Consider the following 17035-nt stretch of genomic DNA (forward strand, 5'->3'; position numbering starts at 1 on the left):
CACGTCGCGGGGCGGCTGAGCCGGGCGGTCCTGCGGCTGCGGGCAGTGGGGGTTGAGCGCGCAGTTCCCCGCGCCCCTCAGGGCGTGCCGCTCGCGTCGGGCAGGAGTGCCTGGGATCCGGGCGGGGCGTCTTACGGGTGCGGGCCGGTGGTGGGCCGGTCGCGCAGTTCCCCGCGCCCCTTGCGGGGTGCCACCGACGTCGGCCAAGAGTGCCCGGGATCCGGGCGGGGGCGGCTTGCGGGTGCGGGCCGGTGGTGGGCCGGTCGCGCAGTTCCCCGCGCCCCTTGCGGGGTGTCGTTCACGTCCGTCTAGAGTGCGCGACGCTGTTGGTTGGCGTGAGTGGATCAACCTGGGGGCGCGGGGAACTGCGCGACCAGCCACGATGCTCCCGCAGGCGGACGACCGCCCGCCGTTCAGGGGCGCGGGGAACTGTGCGAACGGACCGTGGGCTCAGAGTGCCTGGGCGTACCCCGGCAGGACCACGTCCTCGATCAGGGCGCGGCGTTCGTCGAAGGGCACGAAGGCGCTCTTGAGGGCGTTCACCGTGACCGTGCGGAGGTCCTCGACGGTCCAGTCGGCCTGCTCGACCAGCAGAGACATCTCGCGGGTCATCGTCGTGCCGGACACCAGCCGGTTGTCCGTGTTGAGGGTGACGCGGAATCCGAGATTCTTCAGCTCCGTGATCGGGTGCTCGGCGATCGACACCGCCGCACCCGTCTGGAGGTTGGACGTGGGGCACATCTCCAGCGCGATCCGGCGGTCGCGGACCCACCCCGCGAGCCGCCCGAGCTTGCCCTCCACGATGTCGTCCATGATCCGCACACCGTGCCCGATCCGCTGCGCCCCGCAGACCTGGACGGCCTGGTGGATGCTGGGCAGACCGTGGGCCTCACCGGCGTGGATGGTGAACGGGACACTCTCGCGCCGCAGGTGTTCGAACGCTGCCAGGTGATCGGCGGGCGGAAAGCCGTCCTCGGCCCCGGCGATGTCGAACCCGACGACGCCCCCGTCCCGGAAGGCCACCGCCAGATCGGCGATCTCCCGGCTGCGGTCGAACATCCGCATCCCGCACAGCAACGTACCCACCCGCACCGGCGTCCCGGCGGTGGCCGCCTTGGCCATACCGGCCGCCAGCCCCTCCTGCACGGTCTCCACGACCTCGGGCAGCGTCAGCCCGCCGTCCGTCATCAGCTCGGGCGCGTACCGCACCTCGCCGTAGACCACACCGTCCTCGGCGAGGTCCAGGACGTACTCCTCGGCCGTGCGCAGCAGACCTTCGCGGGTCTGCATAACGGCCAGGGTGTGCTCGAACGTGGCGATGTAGCGGACCAGGTCGCCGGAGTTCGCGGCGTCGTAGTACCAGGCGGCGAGCCCCTGCGGGTCGGTGGTGGGCAGGGTGTGGCCGACATTCTCGGCCAGCTCCACGACGGTCGCGGGGCGCAGGCCGCCGTCGAGGTGGTCGTGGAGTACGGCCTTGGGGAGCCGGCGGAGGGTGGCGGCGTCTACGCGCGTAGCGGTCATGTGCGGGTCTTTTCTGGACGGGGCGTACATGGGACGGGGTCAAGCGGATGTGAGCGCCGGGATCCCCCGGCGGGCCGGGATTCCCCAGCGGGCCGGGATCCACCGGCGGGCCAGGGCACCCGGCAGGCCGGAGTTACCCGGCGGGCTGGAGGAGGTCCCAGCGGTTGCCGTACAGGTCCTGGAAGACGGCCACCGAGCCGTACGGCTCGTGCCGCGGCTCCTCCAGGAAGGTCACACCGGCGGCCAGCATCCGGGCATGGTCACGGGCGAAGTCGTCGGTGTGCAGGAAGAACCCGACGCGCCCGCCGGTCTGGTCCCCGACCCGCGCGCCCTGGGCCTCGCCCTTGGCGCGGGCGAGCAGCAGGCCGGTGCCGGACCCGTCCGCGCCCGGCTCGACGACGACCCAACGGGAGCCGTCGGGGCGTGGGCTGTCCTCGGCGAGACGGAAACCGAGGGCCTCGGTGTAGAAACGGATCGCCTCGTCGTAGTCGTCCACGACAAGGGTGACCAGGGCGACGCGTCGCATCGGAACCTTCCGGGAGAGCTGGTTGACGGAAGAGGTTATACGTAAAACGTCGCGGGCGCCAGTCGTCCCGCCTGTCCGGACAGGTTCCGGGCGTACCTTCCCGCGCCATGCAATTCCCGCACAGGTGTTACCTGGGAGTAATCCCTGCTGATTTGATGTGCGGCGCCACTCAACCCCCTTCCAGCACAGGGAGATCCAGTGACGCTCGTCGCACACCGCCGTGCCCAGGGTTCGGCCGTGCTCGCGCTTTCGCTCGCCGCGGCCGGTCTCGCCGGCGCCGCACCCGCCGCCTCGGCGGCGGAACAGCCGCCGCTCAGGGTGCTGTCGTACAACGTCTTCCTTTTCAGCAAGACGCTTTATCCGAACTGGGGCCAGGACCACCGCGCCACCGAGATCGCGAAAGCGCCCTTTGTGCGGGGCAATGACGTCGTGGTGTTCCAGGAGATGTTCGACAACTCCTCCTCGGACGCGCTGAAGAGCTCTCTCGCCGGCCAGTACCCGCACCAGACGCCGGTCGTCGGGCGGAGCAAGAGCGGCTGGGACGCCACCGGGGGTGCCTACTCGGCGGTCACACCCGAGGACGGCGGTGTCGCGATCCTCAGCAAGTGGCCGATCCTGCGCCAGGAGCAGTGGGTCTACAAGGACGCGTGCGGGGCCGACTGGTGGTCCAACAAGGGCTTCGCGTACGTCGTACTGAACGTGAACGGCACGAAGGTGCATGTCGTCGGCACCCACGCCCAGTCGACCGACCCGGGCTGCGGAGCGGGCGAGGCGGCCGAGGTGCGCGCCCGGCAGTTCCGGACGATCGACACCTTCCTCGACGGCAAGCACATCCCGGCGGACGAACAGGTGCTGGTCGCCGGGGACATGAACGTCGACTCGCACAGCGCCGAGTACACCTCGATGCTCGCGGACGGCGGGCTGGCCGGCGCGGACGCGCGCACCGGGCACCCGTACTCCTTCGACACCCGGGACAACTCCGTCGCCCACGACCGCTATCCGTCCGACCCGCGCGAGGACCTCGATCACATCCTGCACCGCGCGGGTCACACCCGGCCGGTGGTGTGGAAGAACGACGTGGTGAAGGAGACGAGCGCGCCCTGGACCGTGTCGAGCTGGGGTACGGACTACACGTACACCAATCTGTCGGACCACTATCCGGTGACCGGGTTCGCCGGCTGAGGACAGGCGCACGGGTCGTGCCGGGGTCCTCGGCGCCGTGGCGCCCTCGACCCCGGCACGTTCCGCGTCGGCTACGGATACACGTACGTGTTCAGGGAGTTGACCGCGGCGGTCGGGTTGCCGAGGTCGTAGCGGTCGACGGCGAGGAAGTTGGGCTTCTTGCGGGCGGCCGGCTGGCAGAAGCGGCGGGCCCGGTCGGCGACCTTGGTGTTGTCGGTCTCCGCGGTGCCGGCGAGGGTCGTGTCACGGAAGTGGTTCATGACGAACAGCGGCTGGAAGGCGCCCTCGGTCCGGGTCAGCGGGATGTTGGTGTTCGCGCCGTACCAGCGGCTGTAGCAGGACCAGTTGGACGCGCTGGCGCCGGAGCCCATGGACCAGTAGTTCTCGACGGTCCACTCGCTTTGATACATCACGCCGAAGCTGTCGCGGGTCAGTCCGGCGGACTGGTCCGAGGAGCGGCTGTGGTCGGTGAAGAGCAGCAGCCGGTCGTTGGCGGATATCAGGTCGGACACCTTGGGCCAGCCGTTCTGCTTCACGCCGGTCTGGTCGGGGCGGTAGAGCACGTCGGACAGGCCGTTGACGCGGGCGAGTTCGGACTTCAGGACGCCCGGGTCGACGTAGTCCTCCAGGAACACCGTGATGACCTGGTCCGGGTTGGCCTTGAGGAAGTCGACGATCCGCTGGATGTCGACCCACAGCGCCACCGGGTTGCTGACCAGGGTGCAGCTGTTGTGGCAGAGGATCGCGCCGTCCGGCGTCTGGTGGATGTCCAGCATGAACCCCCGTACGCCGTCGGAGAGTTGCTGCTGGATGCCACGCGACTGGTTGGGGAACCAGTTGACGAAAGGCGGGGCGAAGCCGCCGTCGACACCGTTGGCGTAGGCGTTGTGCGAGGTCAGGAAGGTGACCTCGTCGAGTGTGCGGTCGGCGGCCGACGGCATCGGGCGGGTCGACGAGGTGACCGGTGTGAGGTACCAGGAGGCGAGGCCGCCGCCGGAGCCGACGGACAGCTGGGCCGGGTAGTTGGCGCCGGAGGGCTTGGCGGCGACCGTAAGATGGCGATCGGTGCCGGGCGCCTTGAGGGTGTACTGGTCGGCGCCGGCCGGGGTGATCTCCCAGGTGGCGTCCGCGCTGGTGCAGGCGACGGTCCTGGCCTGCTCGCCGGAGCGGCCGAGACAGCTGCCGGCGGCGACCGTGTTCTCCAGGACGTGTCCGGACCCGGTGGATCTGAGGGTCCACTGCTGGCGGTCCTCGTCGCCCTTGGGGTTGTGCTGCTCGACGGCTCCGCTCGCGTCGGAGGCGTTGAGGCCGGTGACGGCGCTCTGCACGTAGTAGGCACCGGGTGCCGGGGCCGCCTCGGCGGCGGCGCCGGTGGAGGGTGCCACGACCGTCGCGGCGAGCGCGGCGGTCGTGGCGAGCAGAGCGTGGGGGGTGCGCATGACGGGGTCCTTCGTTCCGGAGGATCAGGTCAGGGGCATGACACCACGCTCCATGATCCCGTGTCAGCAGTAGAGGTTGCCGCCGGGTGAAACTCCGAGGATCTGCGTGAACCGGTTGTAGTTGTTCACGCGGCTCTGCACCTGCGCCGGGTTCCTGCCGTCGCACTCGAGGGAGCCGTTGATGGAGCGGATGGTGTGACCGAATCCGGCCTGGTTCACCATCGCGTTGTGGCCGGTCATGGACCCCGGACCGTTCTGGGTGTTCCAGTACCAGAGGCCGGTCTTCCAGGCGACGGCCGAGTCGTTCTGCACCAGCCAGGGGTTGTTGAGCAGGTCGATGCCGAGGGCGATGCCCGCCGCCCGGTAGTTGAAGTTCCAGCTGAGCTGGATCGGTCCGCGGCCGTAGTACGCGGCCTGGCCGGCCGGGCAGCCGTAGGACTGACCCCAGTCGCAGTAGTGCGGGTAGTTGGCCGTGTTCTGCTCCACGACGTGGACCAGACCGCCGGTCTCGTGACTGACGTTCGCGAGGAAGGCCGCGGCCTCCTGCTTCTTCACGGTGTCGCTGCCGGTCTTGGCGAAGGCCGGGTAGGCGCTCATCGCCGAGACGAGTCCGCTGTAGGAATAGAACGAGTTCCGGCCCGGGAACATCTGGTTGAACTGGGCCTCGCTGACGACGAACCCGCTCGGGTTGGGCGTGCCGCCGCCGTCACAGGCGTACGGCTCCCAGTACCAGGTGCTGACGACCGGGTCGTAGCCCGGATTGTCGTGCTCGGCGATGTAGGCCCTGCCGTCCGTGTACCGGACGATGTTGCCCGTCACGTACGCCTTCCCCGCGACCCAGCTCGCATAGCTCGAACAGGGTGCGGCCGAGGCACTCGCGGCCGGTAGGACCACCGGAGCGGCGGTGCCCACGATGGCGGCAGCCATGAGTGCGGCGATTCGACTCCTCAACAAGGGATCAACTCCTTCGGGAGACACGGCCGCCCCCGGACAGGGGCGGGATGGGGGACCGTCCTTGAACGCACGTGGCGGGGGCACCGGCCACGGCGTGGGGGCAGCCGTGGTGGGGGGTTGTGGTGGCACACTCAACCGCTTTGGTCTGTACCAGTCAAGGGTTTAGACCAGTCAACCGCCGCCGAATCAACGGAAGTCCAGGTCAGAGCTCCGGGATCGGGCCGGGACCCCGTGCCGCACGCAGGACAAATCGGGCCCGGCCACTGCGGAAGCGGCCGGGCCCGAGGGTGATCTGATCGTGTGTCAGCTCAGCGGCTTGTCCAGTACGGCCTTGCGGTGGCTGAACGTCTCGATGGAGTAACGGCCGTGGTAGTTGCCCATTCCGCTCTCCCCCACTCCCCCGAACGGCAGGTCCGAGACGGTGAGATGGGCGAGGGGCAGTCCGTGCCCGAGACCGCCCGAGGACGTCTCGTCGGCGATGCGCCGGCGGGTCTCCTCCGAGGCCGCGAAGACGTACAGGGCGAGCGGCTTGGCGCGGTCGTTGATGAACCCGATCGCCTCGTCCAGGCCGTCGACCGTCACGATCGGCAGGATCGGACCGAAGATCTCCTCCTGCATGACGGGCGCGGCCGGGTCCACGTCGGCGAGAACGGTCGGCGCGATGTACTTCTGCGAACGGTCCGTGTCACCGCCGACGACCACCCGGCCGGAGTCCAGCAGCCCGGAGAGCCGGTCGAAGTGGCGCTCGTTGATGATCCGGCCGTAGTCGCCGGAAACCTGGGGGTCGGCGCCGAACCGCTCCTCCAGGGCGCGGGCGAGGACGGGTGTCAGCGCGGCGGCGGTCTCCGGGTCCGTCAGCACGTAGTCGGGGGCGACGCAGGTCTGGCCGGCGTTGAGGAACTTGCCGCGGGCCAGCCGGGCGGCGACCACCTCAAGGTCGGCGTCCCGGTCGACGTACGCCGGGGACTTGCCGCCGAGTTCGAGGGTGACCGGCGTCAGGTGCTCGGCGGCGGCCCGCATGACGATCCGGCCGACGGTGCCGTTCCCGGTGTAGAAGATGTGGTCGAACCGCTCGGCCAGCAGGGCCGTGGTCTCCGGAATGGCGCCCTCGACGACGGCGACCGCGTCCGTGTCGAGGTACTCGGGCAGCAGCCGGGCGACCGCGGCGGAGGTGGCCGGGGCCAGTTCGCTGGGCTTGGCGACCACGGCGTTGCCGGAGGCCAGGGCGCCGGCCACCGGGGCGAGCAGCAGCTGCACGGGGTAGTTCCAGGGCGCGATCACCAGCACGACGCCCAGGGGGTCGTACTGGGTCCAGGCCCGCGCGTCGTCGCCGATGTGCGCGGGCAGGGGCGCGGGCTCGGGGCGCAGCCACTCGGCGAGGTGGTCGAGGGTGTGGTCGATCTCGCGGACCACGAAGTCGATCTCCGAGCCGTACGCCTCCTTGGTGCTCTTGCCCAGGTCGGCGTGGAGCGCGGCGGCCAGGTCCGGGCCCTTCTCCGTGAGCAGCGCGCGCAGCCGGCGCAGCTGTTCGGTGCGCCACTCGACGGGCCGGGTGCGGCCGGTACGGAAGGTGGCGCGGAGCCGGGCGACGACGTCGGCGGGCGTTTCGGGGGCGGGGGCGGGGTGGTTCACGGGAGCCTCGCTGTGGGGTGCGCGGAGAAGGTGGATGTAAATGCCAACTATTTATACACGGCGTTTCATTCCCGGGCCGTCCCGCTCACTGCCCGTGGCGCGATTCACCCCCGGTCCCACACGAACGGCGGGCCCCCTGATCAGCACCGGGTGCGTCCCGGACGGGAGAATCCGGTCCATGACCACCGCCGCGACCACCGCCGCACCGCACCCGCTCGTCGACCACGCCCGCCGGCTCGCCCGTCACCTCCTCGTCCCGCAGGCCGAACGGGTCGACCAGGAAGGTGTCCCGGCCGGCCATCTGGAGGCCGTACGGCGGGCCGGGCTGCTCGGGGTGAGCGCGCCCGAGGAGTACGGCGGCGCGGGCGCGCCGGACGCGGTGGCACGCGAGGTCGCGGAGGTGCTGGCCGGGGCGTGCTGCTCCACGTGGTTCGTGCAGACCCAGCACCACACGCCGGTACGGCTGCTCTCCCGGTCGGAGCTGCCGCTGCGCGAACGGCTGCTGCGCCCGCTCGCGACCGGCGAACTGCTGGCCGGCATCGCGTACGCACACGTCCGCGCCTACCCGAGGGTGCCCGTGCGGGCGACGGCGGTCCGGGACGGCTGGCGCTTCGACGGTACCGTGCCCTGGTACACCGGCTGGGGCCTGAACGACGTGATGCTGCTCGCGGGCACCACCGGGTCGGCGGACCTGGTGTTCGCGTTCGCCGATGCCCGCGAGCAGCCCGGTCTGCGCCCGTCCGCGCCGATGCGGCTCGCGGCGCTGACCGCCGCTCGCACGGTCTCGCTGGAACTGGACGGCCTGTGGCTGCCGGAGGACGCGGTCCTGCTGCACACCCCGCAGGACCAGTTCGCCCGGATCGACATCCCACGCAGCACCAACGCGTCCCCGGCGGTCTTCGGGATCGCGAACGCCGCGCTGGATCTGCTCGACGGGGACGCGCGGGACACGGCGGAGCCGCTGCGGTCACGGCTCGATGCGGTACGGGAGCGGGCGTACGCCCTCGCCGATCACCCCGTACCGCACGAGCACCTCGAAGAACGCCTGGCTCTCAGGACACAGGCCTACAACCTGATGCGGACAGCGACGACCGCCGCGGTGGTGGCGGGAGGAGGCCGCTCCATGAGCCTGGGGAGCCCCGCCCAACGCCTCTTCCGCGAGGGCATGTTCCTACTGGTACAGGGCCAGACGAAGAAGGTCCGCGAGGCACACCTGACCCACCTGGCCGCCGCTTCCTGATGATCTCGACGGCTCAGCAACGGCGCCCGGGGGCGCGGGGCTGTATCGATCTGCGGCTCCGCCGCGTGGGCGCGACACTCCACGACGAACCGGCAGACGACCGACCACCCCTCACGCCTCATCGCGAGGCGAACGGCACCTGCGCCGACGCGTCGGCCACCACGCCGCCCGGATGCCGCCAGATCCCCTCCGCCGCCAGCAACGGCAACACCCCTTCCCCGAACCAGTACGCCTCCTCCAGGTGCGGATACCCGGAGAGCACGAACTCGTCGATGCCGAGCGCGTGATACTCCCGAATCCGCGCGGCGACCTCCGCATGGCTGCCGACCAGCGCGGTCCCCGCACCACCCCGCACCAGCCCGATCCCGGCCCACAGATTGGGATGGATCTCCAGCCCGTCCCGGCTGCCGCCGTGCAGCGCGAGCATCCGCCGCTGCCCCTCGGACTCGCTGCGGGCGAGCCCGTTCTGGACGGAACTGACGGTCCCGGGGTCGAAGCCGTCGAGCAGCCGGTTCGCCTCCGCCCACGCCTGCTCCGAGGTGTCCCGGGTGATGACGTGCAGCCGGATGCCGAAGCGCAGGGTCCGGCCCTCCTTGGCGGCGAGTCCCCTGATCCAGGCGATCTTCTCGGCGACCTGCGCGGGCGGCTCGCCCCAGGTGAGGTAGACGTCGACGTGCCGCGCCGCGATCTCGCCCGCGATCGGCGAGGAGCCGCCGAAGTACACCTCGGGCACCGGGTCGGGCAGCCGGGCCAGCCTGGCGTCCTCGACCCGCAGGTGCTCACCGTTCAGCCCGACCGTCTTGCCGTCCCACAACTGCCGGACGATCTCCAGGAATTCGCCGGTACGGCGGTAGCGGTCGTCCTTGTCGAGGAAGTCGCCGTAGGCGCGCTGCTCGTGGCTCTCCCCGCCGGTGACGACGTTGAGCAGCAGCCGGCCGCCGCTCTGCCGCTGGAAGGTCGAGGCCATCTGGGCGGCGAGGGTCGGGGAGACGAATCCGGGCCGAAACGCCACCAGGAACTTCAGGCGCTCGGTGTGCCGGCTGACCATGGCGGTGGTCAGCCAGGCGTCCTCGCACCAGGCGCCGGTCGGGGTGAGCGCGCCGACGAAGCCGAGGTCCTCGGCGGCGCGGGCGATCTGGCTGAGATAGGCGACCGTGGGCGGCCGGTCCCGGCCGGAGGCGGTGGCCGGGGTGCCGTGGCCGCCGCCGACGACATGGCGGCTGTCGCCGTTGGTGGGCAGGAACCAGTGGAACACGAGGGACACCGGAGTTCTCCGATCAGAGCAGGCCGTGAGGGGGCGGTGGGGTGCGGGTGAGGACATGCCGGCCGAGGTGCTGGATCTTCCAGCGGGCCGGGTCGTGCAGTGTGTGGGTGCGGGCGTCGCGCCAGTGCCGGTGCAGATTGAGCGAGTCGAGCGCCGAGCGGGTGCCGGCGACCTCGAACAGGGCGCTGGTGATCTCCACGGCGGTGTCCCCGGAGTGCGCCTTGGCGGCGGCGACCGCGAGCGAGGCTTCGGCGGCGGTCTCGTCGGTGAGGTCGGCGGTGGCCGCGTCGACGGCACGTGCCGCCTCGGCGAGCAGCGCCCGCGACGCCCGCAGCCGGAGATCGAGTTCACCGAAGCGCTGGATGAGCAGCGGGTCCTCGGCGGCGGTGTCGAAGCCGCTCTCGAACCACGGGCGGCTCTTCGTCCGGACGAACTCCGCGGCCTCCTCCAGCGCTCCCCCGGCGATGCCCGTGTCGATAGCCGCGTGCAGCAACTGCGCGACGGCTCCGTGGAGTTGGGGCCCCTGGAAGGTGAGGTGGTGGGGCAGGACGCGGTCGGCGGGGACGGGGACGGCGTCCAGGCGGACGGTGCCGCTGGCGGTCGTACGCTGGCCCATTCCGTCCCAGTCGTCGACGACCGTGACCCCGGGCGCGTCCCGCGGGACGTACGCCACGTGCAGGTTGTCGTCCTCGGCGCGGGCGAGGACCGGGATCCAGTCGGCGAAGAGGGCGCCGGTGGAGTAGTGCTTGACGCCGGTGAGGACGTACGAGCCGTCGGGTGCGGCGGTCAGGCGGGTGCGGATGTCCTGGACGTGTTTTGTGCCCGCCTCGGACTGGGCGTTGCCGAAGCGGCGGCCGGCGAGCACTTCGGCGTAGAAGAACTTCTGCTGTTCCGGGGTGCCCTGGCGGCGGATGACGTTGACGTAGACGAAGTGGCTCTGCGGGATCTGGGCGAGGCTGCCGTCGGCCATGGCGAGCCGGCGGAAGATCTCCGCGAGGGTGCGGGCCGGGACGCCGGCGCCGCCGTGCTCGGCGGGGACGGTGACGGCGAGCAGTCCGGACGCGGAGAGCCGGTCGAGTTCCGCGCGCGGGAGCCGGCGTCCGGCGTCCCGCGCGGCGGCTCCCGTACGGAACTCCGCGGCCAGCCGTGCCGCGACGGCGAGTGCCTCGGCGTCGTCGGCGATGACGTGGGCGGGTGCGGGTGCCGTCATGTCAGCCGGCCGCGGCGAGCAGCGGGGTGCTGCCGAGGGCGGCCGAGAACTGGTCGACGACCTGCCGCAGCGCCTCGGTGGCGCCCGCCTCGACGGTGAGTGAGCCGTCGTCGTGCAGGGTGAGGTCCTTGTCGAGGGTGAACCAGCCCTGCACGATGTGGCCGGCGCCCATGGAGCTGAGCACCGGGCGCAGCGCGTAGTCGATGGCGAGGACGTGGGCGGTGGTGCCGCCGGTGGCGAGGGGCAGCACGGTCTTGCCGGCCAGCGCGTACTGCGGGAGCAGGTCGAGCAGCGCTTTGAGGACGCCGGAGTAGGACGCCTTGTAGACGGGGGTGCCGATGACGACGCCGTCCGCGCGGGCGAAGAGTTCGGTGGCCCGGACGATCGCCGGGTGCCGGAAGTCGGCGCCGAGCAGGGCTTCGGCGGGGAGTGTGCGGACGTCCAGGGGGATCACGTCGTGGCCCTGGGCGGCGAGGCGCTCGTCGAGGTGGCGCAGGAGGCGGTTGGTGCGCGAGGAGGCGGAGGGGCTGCCGGAGACGGACAGGACGGTGGCCATGGGTCCTCTTTCGGAAAGGATGCGGGCGCTGCGGTGCCCGTGGGAGCGGGAGAGTCAGGCGCGGGCGGCCGCGGGCTCGGGGCGGTCGTCGGGGAGCGCGGCCTCCAGTTCGCGGACCAGGGGCAGGACGCGCTTGCCGAAGTACTCGACCTCCTCGTGGTAGTGCAGGAAGCCGAGCAGGAGGAGGTCGACGCCGAGCCGCTTGTAGGCCACGATGCGTTCGGCGATCTGCTCGGGGGTGCCGATGAGGCCGGTGCGGAAGCCGTCGTTGTACTGGATCAGGTCCTCGAAGGTGGAGTCCTGCCACATGCCCTTGCCGTCGGCGGTGGACTTGCCCGCCTGGGTCACGGCGGCGCCGAATCCCTCGACGGCCTCGGTGTCGGCCTTGGCGACGATCTGGCGCAGGGTGTCGCGGGCCTCGGCCTCGGTGTCACGGGCGATGAGGAAGCCGTTGAGCCCGAACTTCGGTGCCGTACGGCCCACTTCGGCGGCGGCTCGGGCGACGTCGGCGAGCTGCTCGGTGACGCCGTCGAAGTCCTTGCCGTTGGAGAAGTACCAGTCGGAGACGCGGCCCGCCATCCGGCGTGCGGCGGTGGAGTTGCCGCCCTGGAAGATCTCCGGGTGCGGGCGCTCGGCGGTGTTGAGGGGCTTGGGCTTGAGGGAGAAGTCGCGCAGCCGGTAGAAGTCGCCGGCGAGTTCGGTGTGGTCCTCGGTCCAGATCTGGCGCAGGGCTCGGATGAACTCCTCGGAGCGGCGGTAGCGTTCGTCGTGTTCCAGCCAGGGCTCGCCGAGGGCGGTGAACTCGCCCTTGAACCAGCCGCTCACGACGTTGACGGCGAACCGTCCGTGGGACAGGTGGTCGGCGGTGGCGCCGAGCTTGGCGAGGACGCCGGGGTGCCACAGGCCGGGGTGGACGGCCGCGATGACCTTGAGCCGCTCGGTGGCGAGCAGCAGGGCGAGGCTGAAACTGGTCGACTCGTGCTGGTACTCGGCGCCGTAGCTGGCCATGTAGCGGACCTGGCTGAGGGCGTAGTCGAAGCCGTTGTTCTCGGCGAGGACGGCGAGTTCGCGGTTGTAGTCGTATCCCCAGTCGGTGCGCTGCTCGATCCGGCTGGTGACGAGTCCGCCGCTGACGTTGGGGACCCAGTAGGCGAATTGCAGAGGGTTTTGTGGCATGCGGAACTCCTGTTGCGGAATATGTGAGCACGCGAAATCACGGAACCGTGAAAAGGGATTCGGTCGGCGTGCGGAAACCGCGGCTGTGCGACGACAGCGGGCGGTGGGGAAGGACGCGGCAGCTCAGGCCACGGGGCAACAGGAGGCGCTGGAGACGCGCGCGAGGTCGACGTGGCGTCGCCGCGTGAGGTCCAGTCGCATCATCATGCCTTCGATCGTGGCAGCCCCTGTCGGGACCGTCAAGGAAAACCCGACCGGTCTCGTATCGCGGACCATTGAATTTCACGAACGTGTGACAGGGAAACCCTTGAACGGCCCCTCGAATGTTCCGCATTCTGCGGGCATGCGGACCGAACAGCTGGAATACATCACCGCGGTCACCCGGCTCGGCTCACTGCGCCGGGCCGCCGAGGAACTGCGCCTGTCGCAGCCCGCGTTGAGCGAGACGGTACGGAACCTGGAGCGGGAGCTGGGTGTCGACCTGCTGGAGCGCAAACGGTCCGGGGCGACGATGAGCACCTCGGGGCGTGAGCTGCTGCCGCACATCCTCGGTGTGCTGGAAGCGGTGGACCGGCTGCGGTCCGCGGCGGGTGAGCAGCACCGGATCAGCCGCATGGTGCGGGTGGGCACGGTGAACGCGGCGACGGTGCCGCTGCTGATCCCGGTGGTGCGGGAGTTCCGTGCCGCGCATCCCGTCACCCAGGTCGAGGTGGTGGCGGCACAGCAGACGGACATCCACCGGGGCCTGCTGGAGGGCGGTTTCGACCTCGGGCTCGTCAACCATCTGGCGGGCGACGACATGCCGGCCGAGTTCGAGTCGACGGAGCTGCTGCGCGGCCGGCCGATGGTGTGCGTGCGGCCGGACAGCCCGCTGGCCGCGCGGGCCGCGGTGACGGTGGCGGACCTGCTGACCGAGCCGCTGATCGCGATGCGTACCGGCTATGTGATGCACCGCTTCCTGCACCGGCTGCTGGCCGGGCGGGACGCCTCGTTCGCCTACTCCACGGACGGGGCGGAGATGGGCAAGCTCATGGTGGCCGAGGGGCTGGGCGCGACGGTCCTGCCGGACTTCAGTGTGCTCGGGGATCCGCTGGAGCGGCGCGGTGCCATCACCTGCCGTCCGATCGCCGGCGACACCACCCGCGTACTGCTGATGCTGCGCCGCAGAAAGGCCGAATCCGTGCCGCAGGCGGCCCACGACCTGCACGAGGCGTTCATTCGCCGGTCGAGGCTTCACGGGCCGCACACGGGCCCGTCAGACCCCTTGACGGGCCCTTCTGTCGACTACACATAAGGGTGAAATAAGAGCAGAATGGATGTACGCGGCGCTTACCGCATACCGCACCAGACGCGGTCAAGGCCTGCTAGTCAAAGGAGACGACCCATGGCCAATGTCTCGCCCACCCGAGGTGACATATCCAGCCACCCCGATGTCACCGAAATGCGGGATCGTTACGCCCGTATGCTCGGCGGTCGCGATGTGGCACTCGTGGACGGACCGGTGTTCCTGCTCGGTCTGTACTGCGCGGTGTCCCCGTGGATACTCCACTACACGACCAGCCAGCCCGCCCTCGTGCCCCACAACCTCATCATGGGCATCGCGATCGGCCTGCTGGCCCTCGGGTTCACGAGGGCCCCGGAGCGTATGTACGGCCTCAGCTGGGCCATGTGCGCGCTGGGCGTGTGGATGATCGTCTCGCCGTGGATCGTCGGCGAGAGCCCGGACGCGGGTGTCGTGTGGAACAACATCATCATCGGCGCCCTCGCCGTGATCCTGGGTGCGGTCTGCGCCGGTACGGCGGCAAGGAGCGCGCCCAAGGCGTAGGCCGGGACACAGGGAAGGACACCGGGGCCGGTCCACGGCATCACGTGGACCGGCCTTCCAACGCCGCGGCGTACGCGGTTGTCCGTCCGCTCAGGTGCTGGGCACGAGCCAGGGCTCCTGCGGGAGCGTACGGCCGGTCTCCAGCAGGGACTTGAGGTTGGACAGCACCGCCGGCCAGCCGGACGAGACCTCTTCCAGCTCGCCCTGGTCGGCCAGGTCCTCGTGGGTGACGGTGAGCCGGACGATGTCGGCGTGCCGCTGAATGTCGAAGGTGACCCGCGAGAACTCCTCGTCCTTGCCCTCGTTCGCCGGATAGCCCCAGGTGGTGACCAGCCGGGTCGGGCGCTCACTCTCGACCACCTCGCCGTAGACGTCGGCGACGCCGGATCCGTCGGTGCGGACGTGTTCCCAGCGCGATCCCGGCCGCCAGTCCGAGACGTTGCTGTGGCCCCAGTAGCCGGCGGTCAGCTCGGCGTCGGTGAGAGTGTCCCAGACCTTCTCGGGCGTGCTCGCGATGTAGGTGACGTAGACATAGGTCGGTTTGTCGGTCATGGCTTCCTCGGCTCGTCGCTTCAGGGTGCCGAGCGCGCGCAGACGCGGGCGCTCGAACTTGTCGATCCACCGCTCCTGGATCTCGTGGAGCGGTACGGGATTGAGGTAGTGCAGCTTCTCCCGCCCCCGCCACACCGTGCTGACCAGGTTCGCCGCCTCCAGGACGGCCAGGTGCCGGGTCACCGACTGCCGGGTCATGTCGCACCGCGCGCACAGCTCGCCGAGCGTCTGCCCGTTCTCCTCGTGCAGTCCGTCCAGCAGCCGGCGGCGGGTGCCGTCGGCCAGCGCCTTGAAGACCCTGTCCATGGTGGAGCCCGTCGCGGACTCGTCCTCTGATCGCACACTCAACGTTATGCAGCACATTGGCTGCATGTCAATCGCCGGGAGATCCGCACAGGGCGGGGTGGTCGACGTCGTCCCGGGCGGTGGACCCGGTTTGAGAGCGGCGGCACTCGGATCTACTCGGTTGATCAGGCCGGCGGGCCGCCGGTAGCGTGCCCGGCGTGACGTCTCCAGAGTCGGACAGAGCCATGCCGCCGGTCACCCGGCGGCGGACGGTTTCCGAGCTGTAGCCGGTCGGCCTCCGACCGGACCCGCCTCCCGTGGCCGGACACGTGTCCCGTGTGCCGGTGTCCTGTAGTTCCCACCCGGCCCACGGCTGCCTCCGTCCCCTTTCCACGCCGCTGGAGCCGACTCCGTGCCGTTGTTCCTTCATGTCCTCAGCCTTGCCGTCTTCGCGCAGGGCACCTCCGAATTTATGCTCGCCGGGCTGGTGCCGGGCATCGCCGACGACCTCGGCGTCTCGACCGGCGCCGCCGCGAGCCTCACCTCCGCCTATGCCGTCGGAATGATCGTCGGCGCCCCGGTGATGGCCACGCTCGGCGCGCGGTGGCCACGGCGCCGCGCCCTCGCCGGGTTCCTCGCCGCCTTCGTTGTGGTGCACGTCGTCGGGGCGCTCACCGCGGACTTCGTGGTGCTGTTCGGCACGCGTGTCGTGGCGGCGGTGGCGAACGCCGGGTTCCTCGCCGTCGCCATGTCCGTCGCCCATACGCTCGTCACCCCCGAGCGGCAGGCCCGCGCCACGGCCACGCTGCTCTCCGGGGTGACGCTGGCGTGTGTCGTGGGAGTGCCCGCGGGTGCCGCGCTGGGCGAACTCGCCGGGTGGCGGGCGGCGTTCTGGGCGGTCGCCGTGTTGTGCCTGCCGGCGCTGGTGCTGGTGTTCCGTTGGGCGCCCGCGGATGCGGCTTCGACCTCGACCTCAGCATCAACTCCGGCTTCGGCATCGGCGTCGACTCCGACTCCCACTTCGGCATCAGCTTCGGCTTCGGCTGCCCCTTCTGCCCCTTCGGTCGATTCCACCGGCGTACGGACCGGCGTCCGGTCCGAGCTCCGTGTCCTGCGACTGCCGTCCGTGCGGCTGGCGTTGACCCTAGGAGCGCTTGTCAACGGGGCGACCTTCGCGACGTTCGCCTATCTCGCGGTGGTGGCCACCGAGGTCACCGGCCTGTCCGAGGCCACGGTCCCGGGTCTGCTCGCCGCCTTCGGCGTGGGCTCGTTCGCCGGTGTCACGGTGGCCGGCCGCACCGGCGACGGACGGCTCGGCCGCGGCCTGCGCCGCGCCCTGCTCGCGCTGCCCGCCGCCTGGGCCGTACTGGCGCTGACCAGCACGGAGGCCACCGTGCTCTTCCCGGCCACCGTGCTGCTCGGCGCGCTGTCCTTCGGGGTCGGCTCGACGCTCGTCAACCGGGTCATGCGGACCGCGGCAGACGCCCCGACGCTGGCCGGGTCGTTCGCGACGGTCGCCTTGAACGTCGGGGCGTTCGCGGGTCCGCTGTGCGCCGGGGTCGCCGCCGGGGCCGGGCACGATCCGCGGTTCGCCGTCTGGGTCAGCGCGGCCATGGCGGCGACGGCGGCCCTTGTGCTGCTCGCCGGTCGCTCACGGCGGGACTGAAGCGTGG

Annotated in this window: 16 protein-coding genes; 5 read left to right on the forward strand and 11 right to left on the reverse strand. The window is 70.8% G+C overall.

The features are described 5' to 3' along the window. Positions 1 to 450: 450 nt before the first annotated feature. Positions 451 to 1521: an adenosine deaminase gene (locus tag ACIQAC_RS22145; protein WP_402193529.1), complete on the reverse strand. Its 1071-nt coding sequence runs from the start codon at positions 1519 to 1521 to the stop codon at positions 451 to 453. 133 nt (positions 1522 to 1654) lie between these two features. Further along, positions 1655 to 2047 carry a VOC family protein gene (locus ACIQAC_RS22150; RefSeq protein ID WP_402193530.1) on the reverse strand — a complete coding sequence of 131 codons (393 nt, stop codon included), beginning with the start codon at positions 2045 to 2047 and terminating at the stop codon, positions 1655 to 1657. Positions 2048 to 2245: 198 nt separating this feature from the next. Between ACIQAC_RS22150 and sph the strand changes: the two genes are divergently transcribed. Next, positions 2246 to 3229: a sphingomyelin phosphodiesterase gene (gene sph / locus ACIQAC_RS22155; protein ID WP_402193531.1), complete on the forward strand. Its 984-nt coding sequence runs from the start codon at positions 2246 to 2248 to the stop codon at positions 3227 to 3229. A 71-nt stretch (positions 3230 to 3300) separates the two neighbouring features. On the opposite strand, the gene ACIQAC_RS22160 is transcribed toward sph, so the two are convergent. From ACIQAC_RS22160 to ACIQAC_RS22170, 3 genes are all read right to left on the reverse strand, one after another. After that, positions 3301 to 4668, reverse strand: coding sequence for an RICIN domain-containing protein (locus ACIQAC_RS22160; protein ID WP_402193533.1), 1368 nt, complete (start codon positions 4666 to 4668; stop codon positions 3301 to 3303). A 63-nt stretch (positions 4669 to 4731) separates the two neighbouring features. After that, on the reverse strand, positions 4732 to 5622 hold the full coding sequence (locus tag ACIQAC_RS22165) for a glycoside hydrolase family 19 protein (protein WP_402193534.1): 891 nt from the start codon (positions 5620 to 5622) through the stop codon (positions 4732 to 4734). A 303-nt stretch (positions 5623 to 5925) separates the two neighbouring features. Next, complete coding sequence (locus ACIQAC_RS22170) at positions 5926 to 7254, reverse strand: aldehyde dehydrogenase family protein (protein WP_402193536.1); 1329 nt, start codon at positions 7252 to 7254, stop codon at positions 5926 to 5928. A 178-nt stretch (positions 7255 to 7432) separates the two neighbouring features. On the opposite strand from ACIQAC_RS22170, the gene ACIQAC_RS22175 reads away from it, so the two are divergent. Next, on the forward strand, positions 7433 to 8494 hold the full coding sequence (locus ACIQAC_RS22175; RefSeq protein ID WP_402193537.1) for an acyl-CoA dehydrogenase family protein: 1062 nt from the start codon (positions 7433 to 7435) through the stop codon (positions 8492 to 8494). 118 nt (positions 8495 to 8612) lie between these two features. Here ACIQAC_RS22175 and ACIQAC_RS22180 read toward each other — a convergent pair whose 3' ends face one another. From ACIQAC_RS22180 to ACIQAC_RS22200, 5 genes are all read right to left on the reverse strand, one after another. Then, on the reverse strand, positions 8613 to 9758 hold the full coding sequence (locus ACIQAC_RS22180; protein ID WP_402193539.1) for an LLM class flavin-dependent oxidoreductase: 1146 nt from the start codon (positions 9756 to 9758) through the stop codon (positions 8613 to 8615). A gap of 13 nt (positions 9759 to 9771) precedes the next feature. Further along, positions 9772 to 10968 (reverse strand): SfnB family sulfur acquisition oxidoreductase, encoded by a 1197-nt coding sequence (locus ACIQAC_RS22185; RefSeq protein WP_402193540.1) that lies wholly within the window; start codon positions 10966 to 10968, stop codon positions 9772 to 9774. A 1-nt stretch (position 10969) separates the two neighbouring features. Further along, on the reverse strand, positions 10970 to 11524 hold the full coding sequence (gene ssuE / locus ACIQAC_RS22190; protein WP_402193541.1) for an NADPH-dependent FMN reductase: 555 nt from the start codon (positions 11522 to 11524) through the stop codon (positions 10970 to 10972). A gap of 54 nt (positions 11525 to 11578) precedes the next feature. Further along, positions 11579 to 12700, reverse strand: a complete 1122-nt coding sequence (gene sfnG / locus ACIQAC_RS22195) for a dimethylsulfone monooxygenase SfnG (protein ID WP_402193542.1) — start codon at positions 12698 to 12700, stop codon at positions 11579 to 11581. A gap of 123 nt (positions 12701 to 12823) precedes the next feature. After that, positions 12824 to 12976 carry a putative leader peptide gene (locus ACIQAC_RS22200; RefSeq protein ID WP_402193543.1) on the reverse strand — a complete coding sequence of 51 codons (153 nt, stop codon included), beginning with the start codon at positions 12974 to 12976 and terminating at the stop codon, positions 12824 to 12826. 67 nt (positions 12977 to 13043) lie between these two features. On the opposite strand from ACIQAC_RS22200, the gene ACIQAC_RS22205 reads away from it, so the two are divergent. Then, on the forward strand, positions 13044 to 13994 hold the full coding sequence (locus ACIQAC_RS22205; RefSeq protein WP_402193544.1) for a LysR family transcriptional regulator: 951 nt from the start codon (positions 13044 to 13046) through the stop codon (positions 13992 to 13994). A gap of 90 nt (positions 13995 to 14084) precedes the next feature. Beyond that, positions 14085 to 14525 carry an SPW repeat protein gene (locus tag ACIQAC_RS22210; protein WP_402193545.1) on the forward strand — a complete coding sequence of 147 codons (441 nt, stop codon included), beginning with the start codon at positions 14085 to 14087 and terminating at the stop codon, positions 14523 to 14525. A gap of 90 nt (positions 14526 to 14615) precedes the next feature. Here the strand turns inward: ACIQAC_RS22210 and ACIQAC_RS22215 are convergent, their stop codons facing one another. Then, positions 14616 to 15383 carry an ArsR/SmtB family transcription factor gene (locus ACIQAC_RS22215; RefSeq protein ID WP_402193938.1) on the reverse strand — a complete coding sequence of 256 codons (768 nt, stop codon included), beginning with the start codon at positions 15381 to 15383 and terminating at the stop codon, positions 14616 to 14618. A gap of 391 nt (positions 15384 to 15774) precedes the next feature. Between ACIQAC_RS22215 and ACIQAC_RS22220 the strand changes: the two genes are divergently transcribed. Next, positions 15775 to 17028, forward strand: a complete 1254-nt coding sequence (locus tag ACIQAC_RS22220; protein WP_402193547.1) for an MFS transporter — start codon at positions 15775 to 15777, stop codon at positions 17026 to 17028. The last annotated feature ends 7 nt before the right edge of the window (positions 17029 to 17035 follow it).

The sequence above is a fragment of the Streptomyces sp. NPDC088387 genome (assembly GCF_044753385.1).
Classification (GTDB): Bacteria; Actinomycetota; Actinomycetes; order Streptomycetales; family Streptomycetaceae; genus Streptomyces.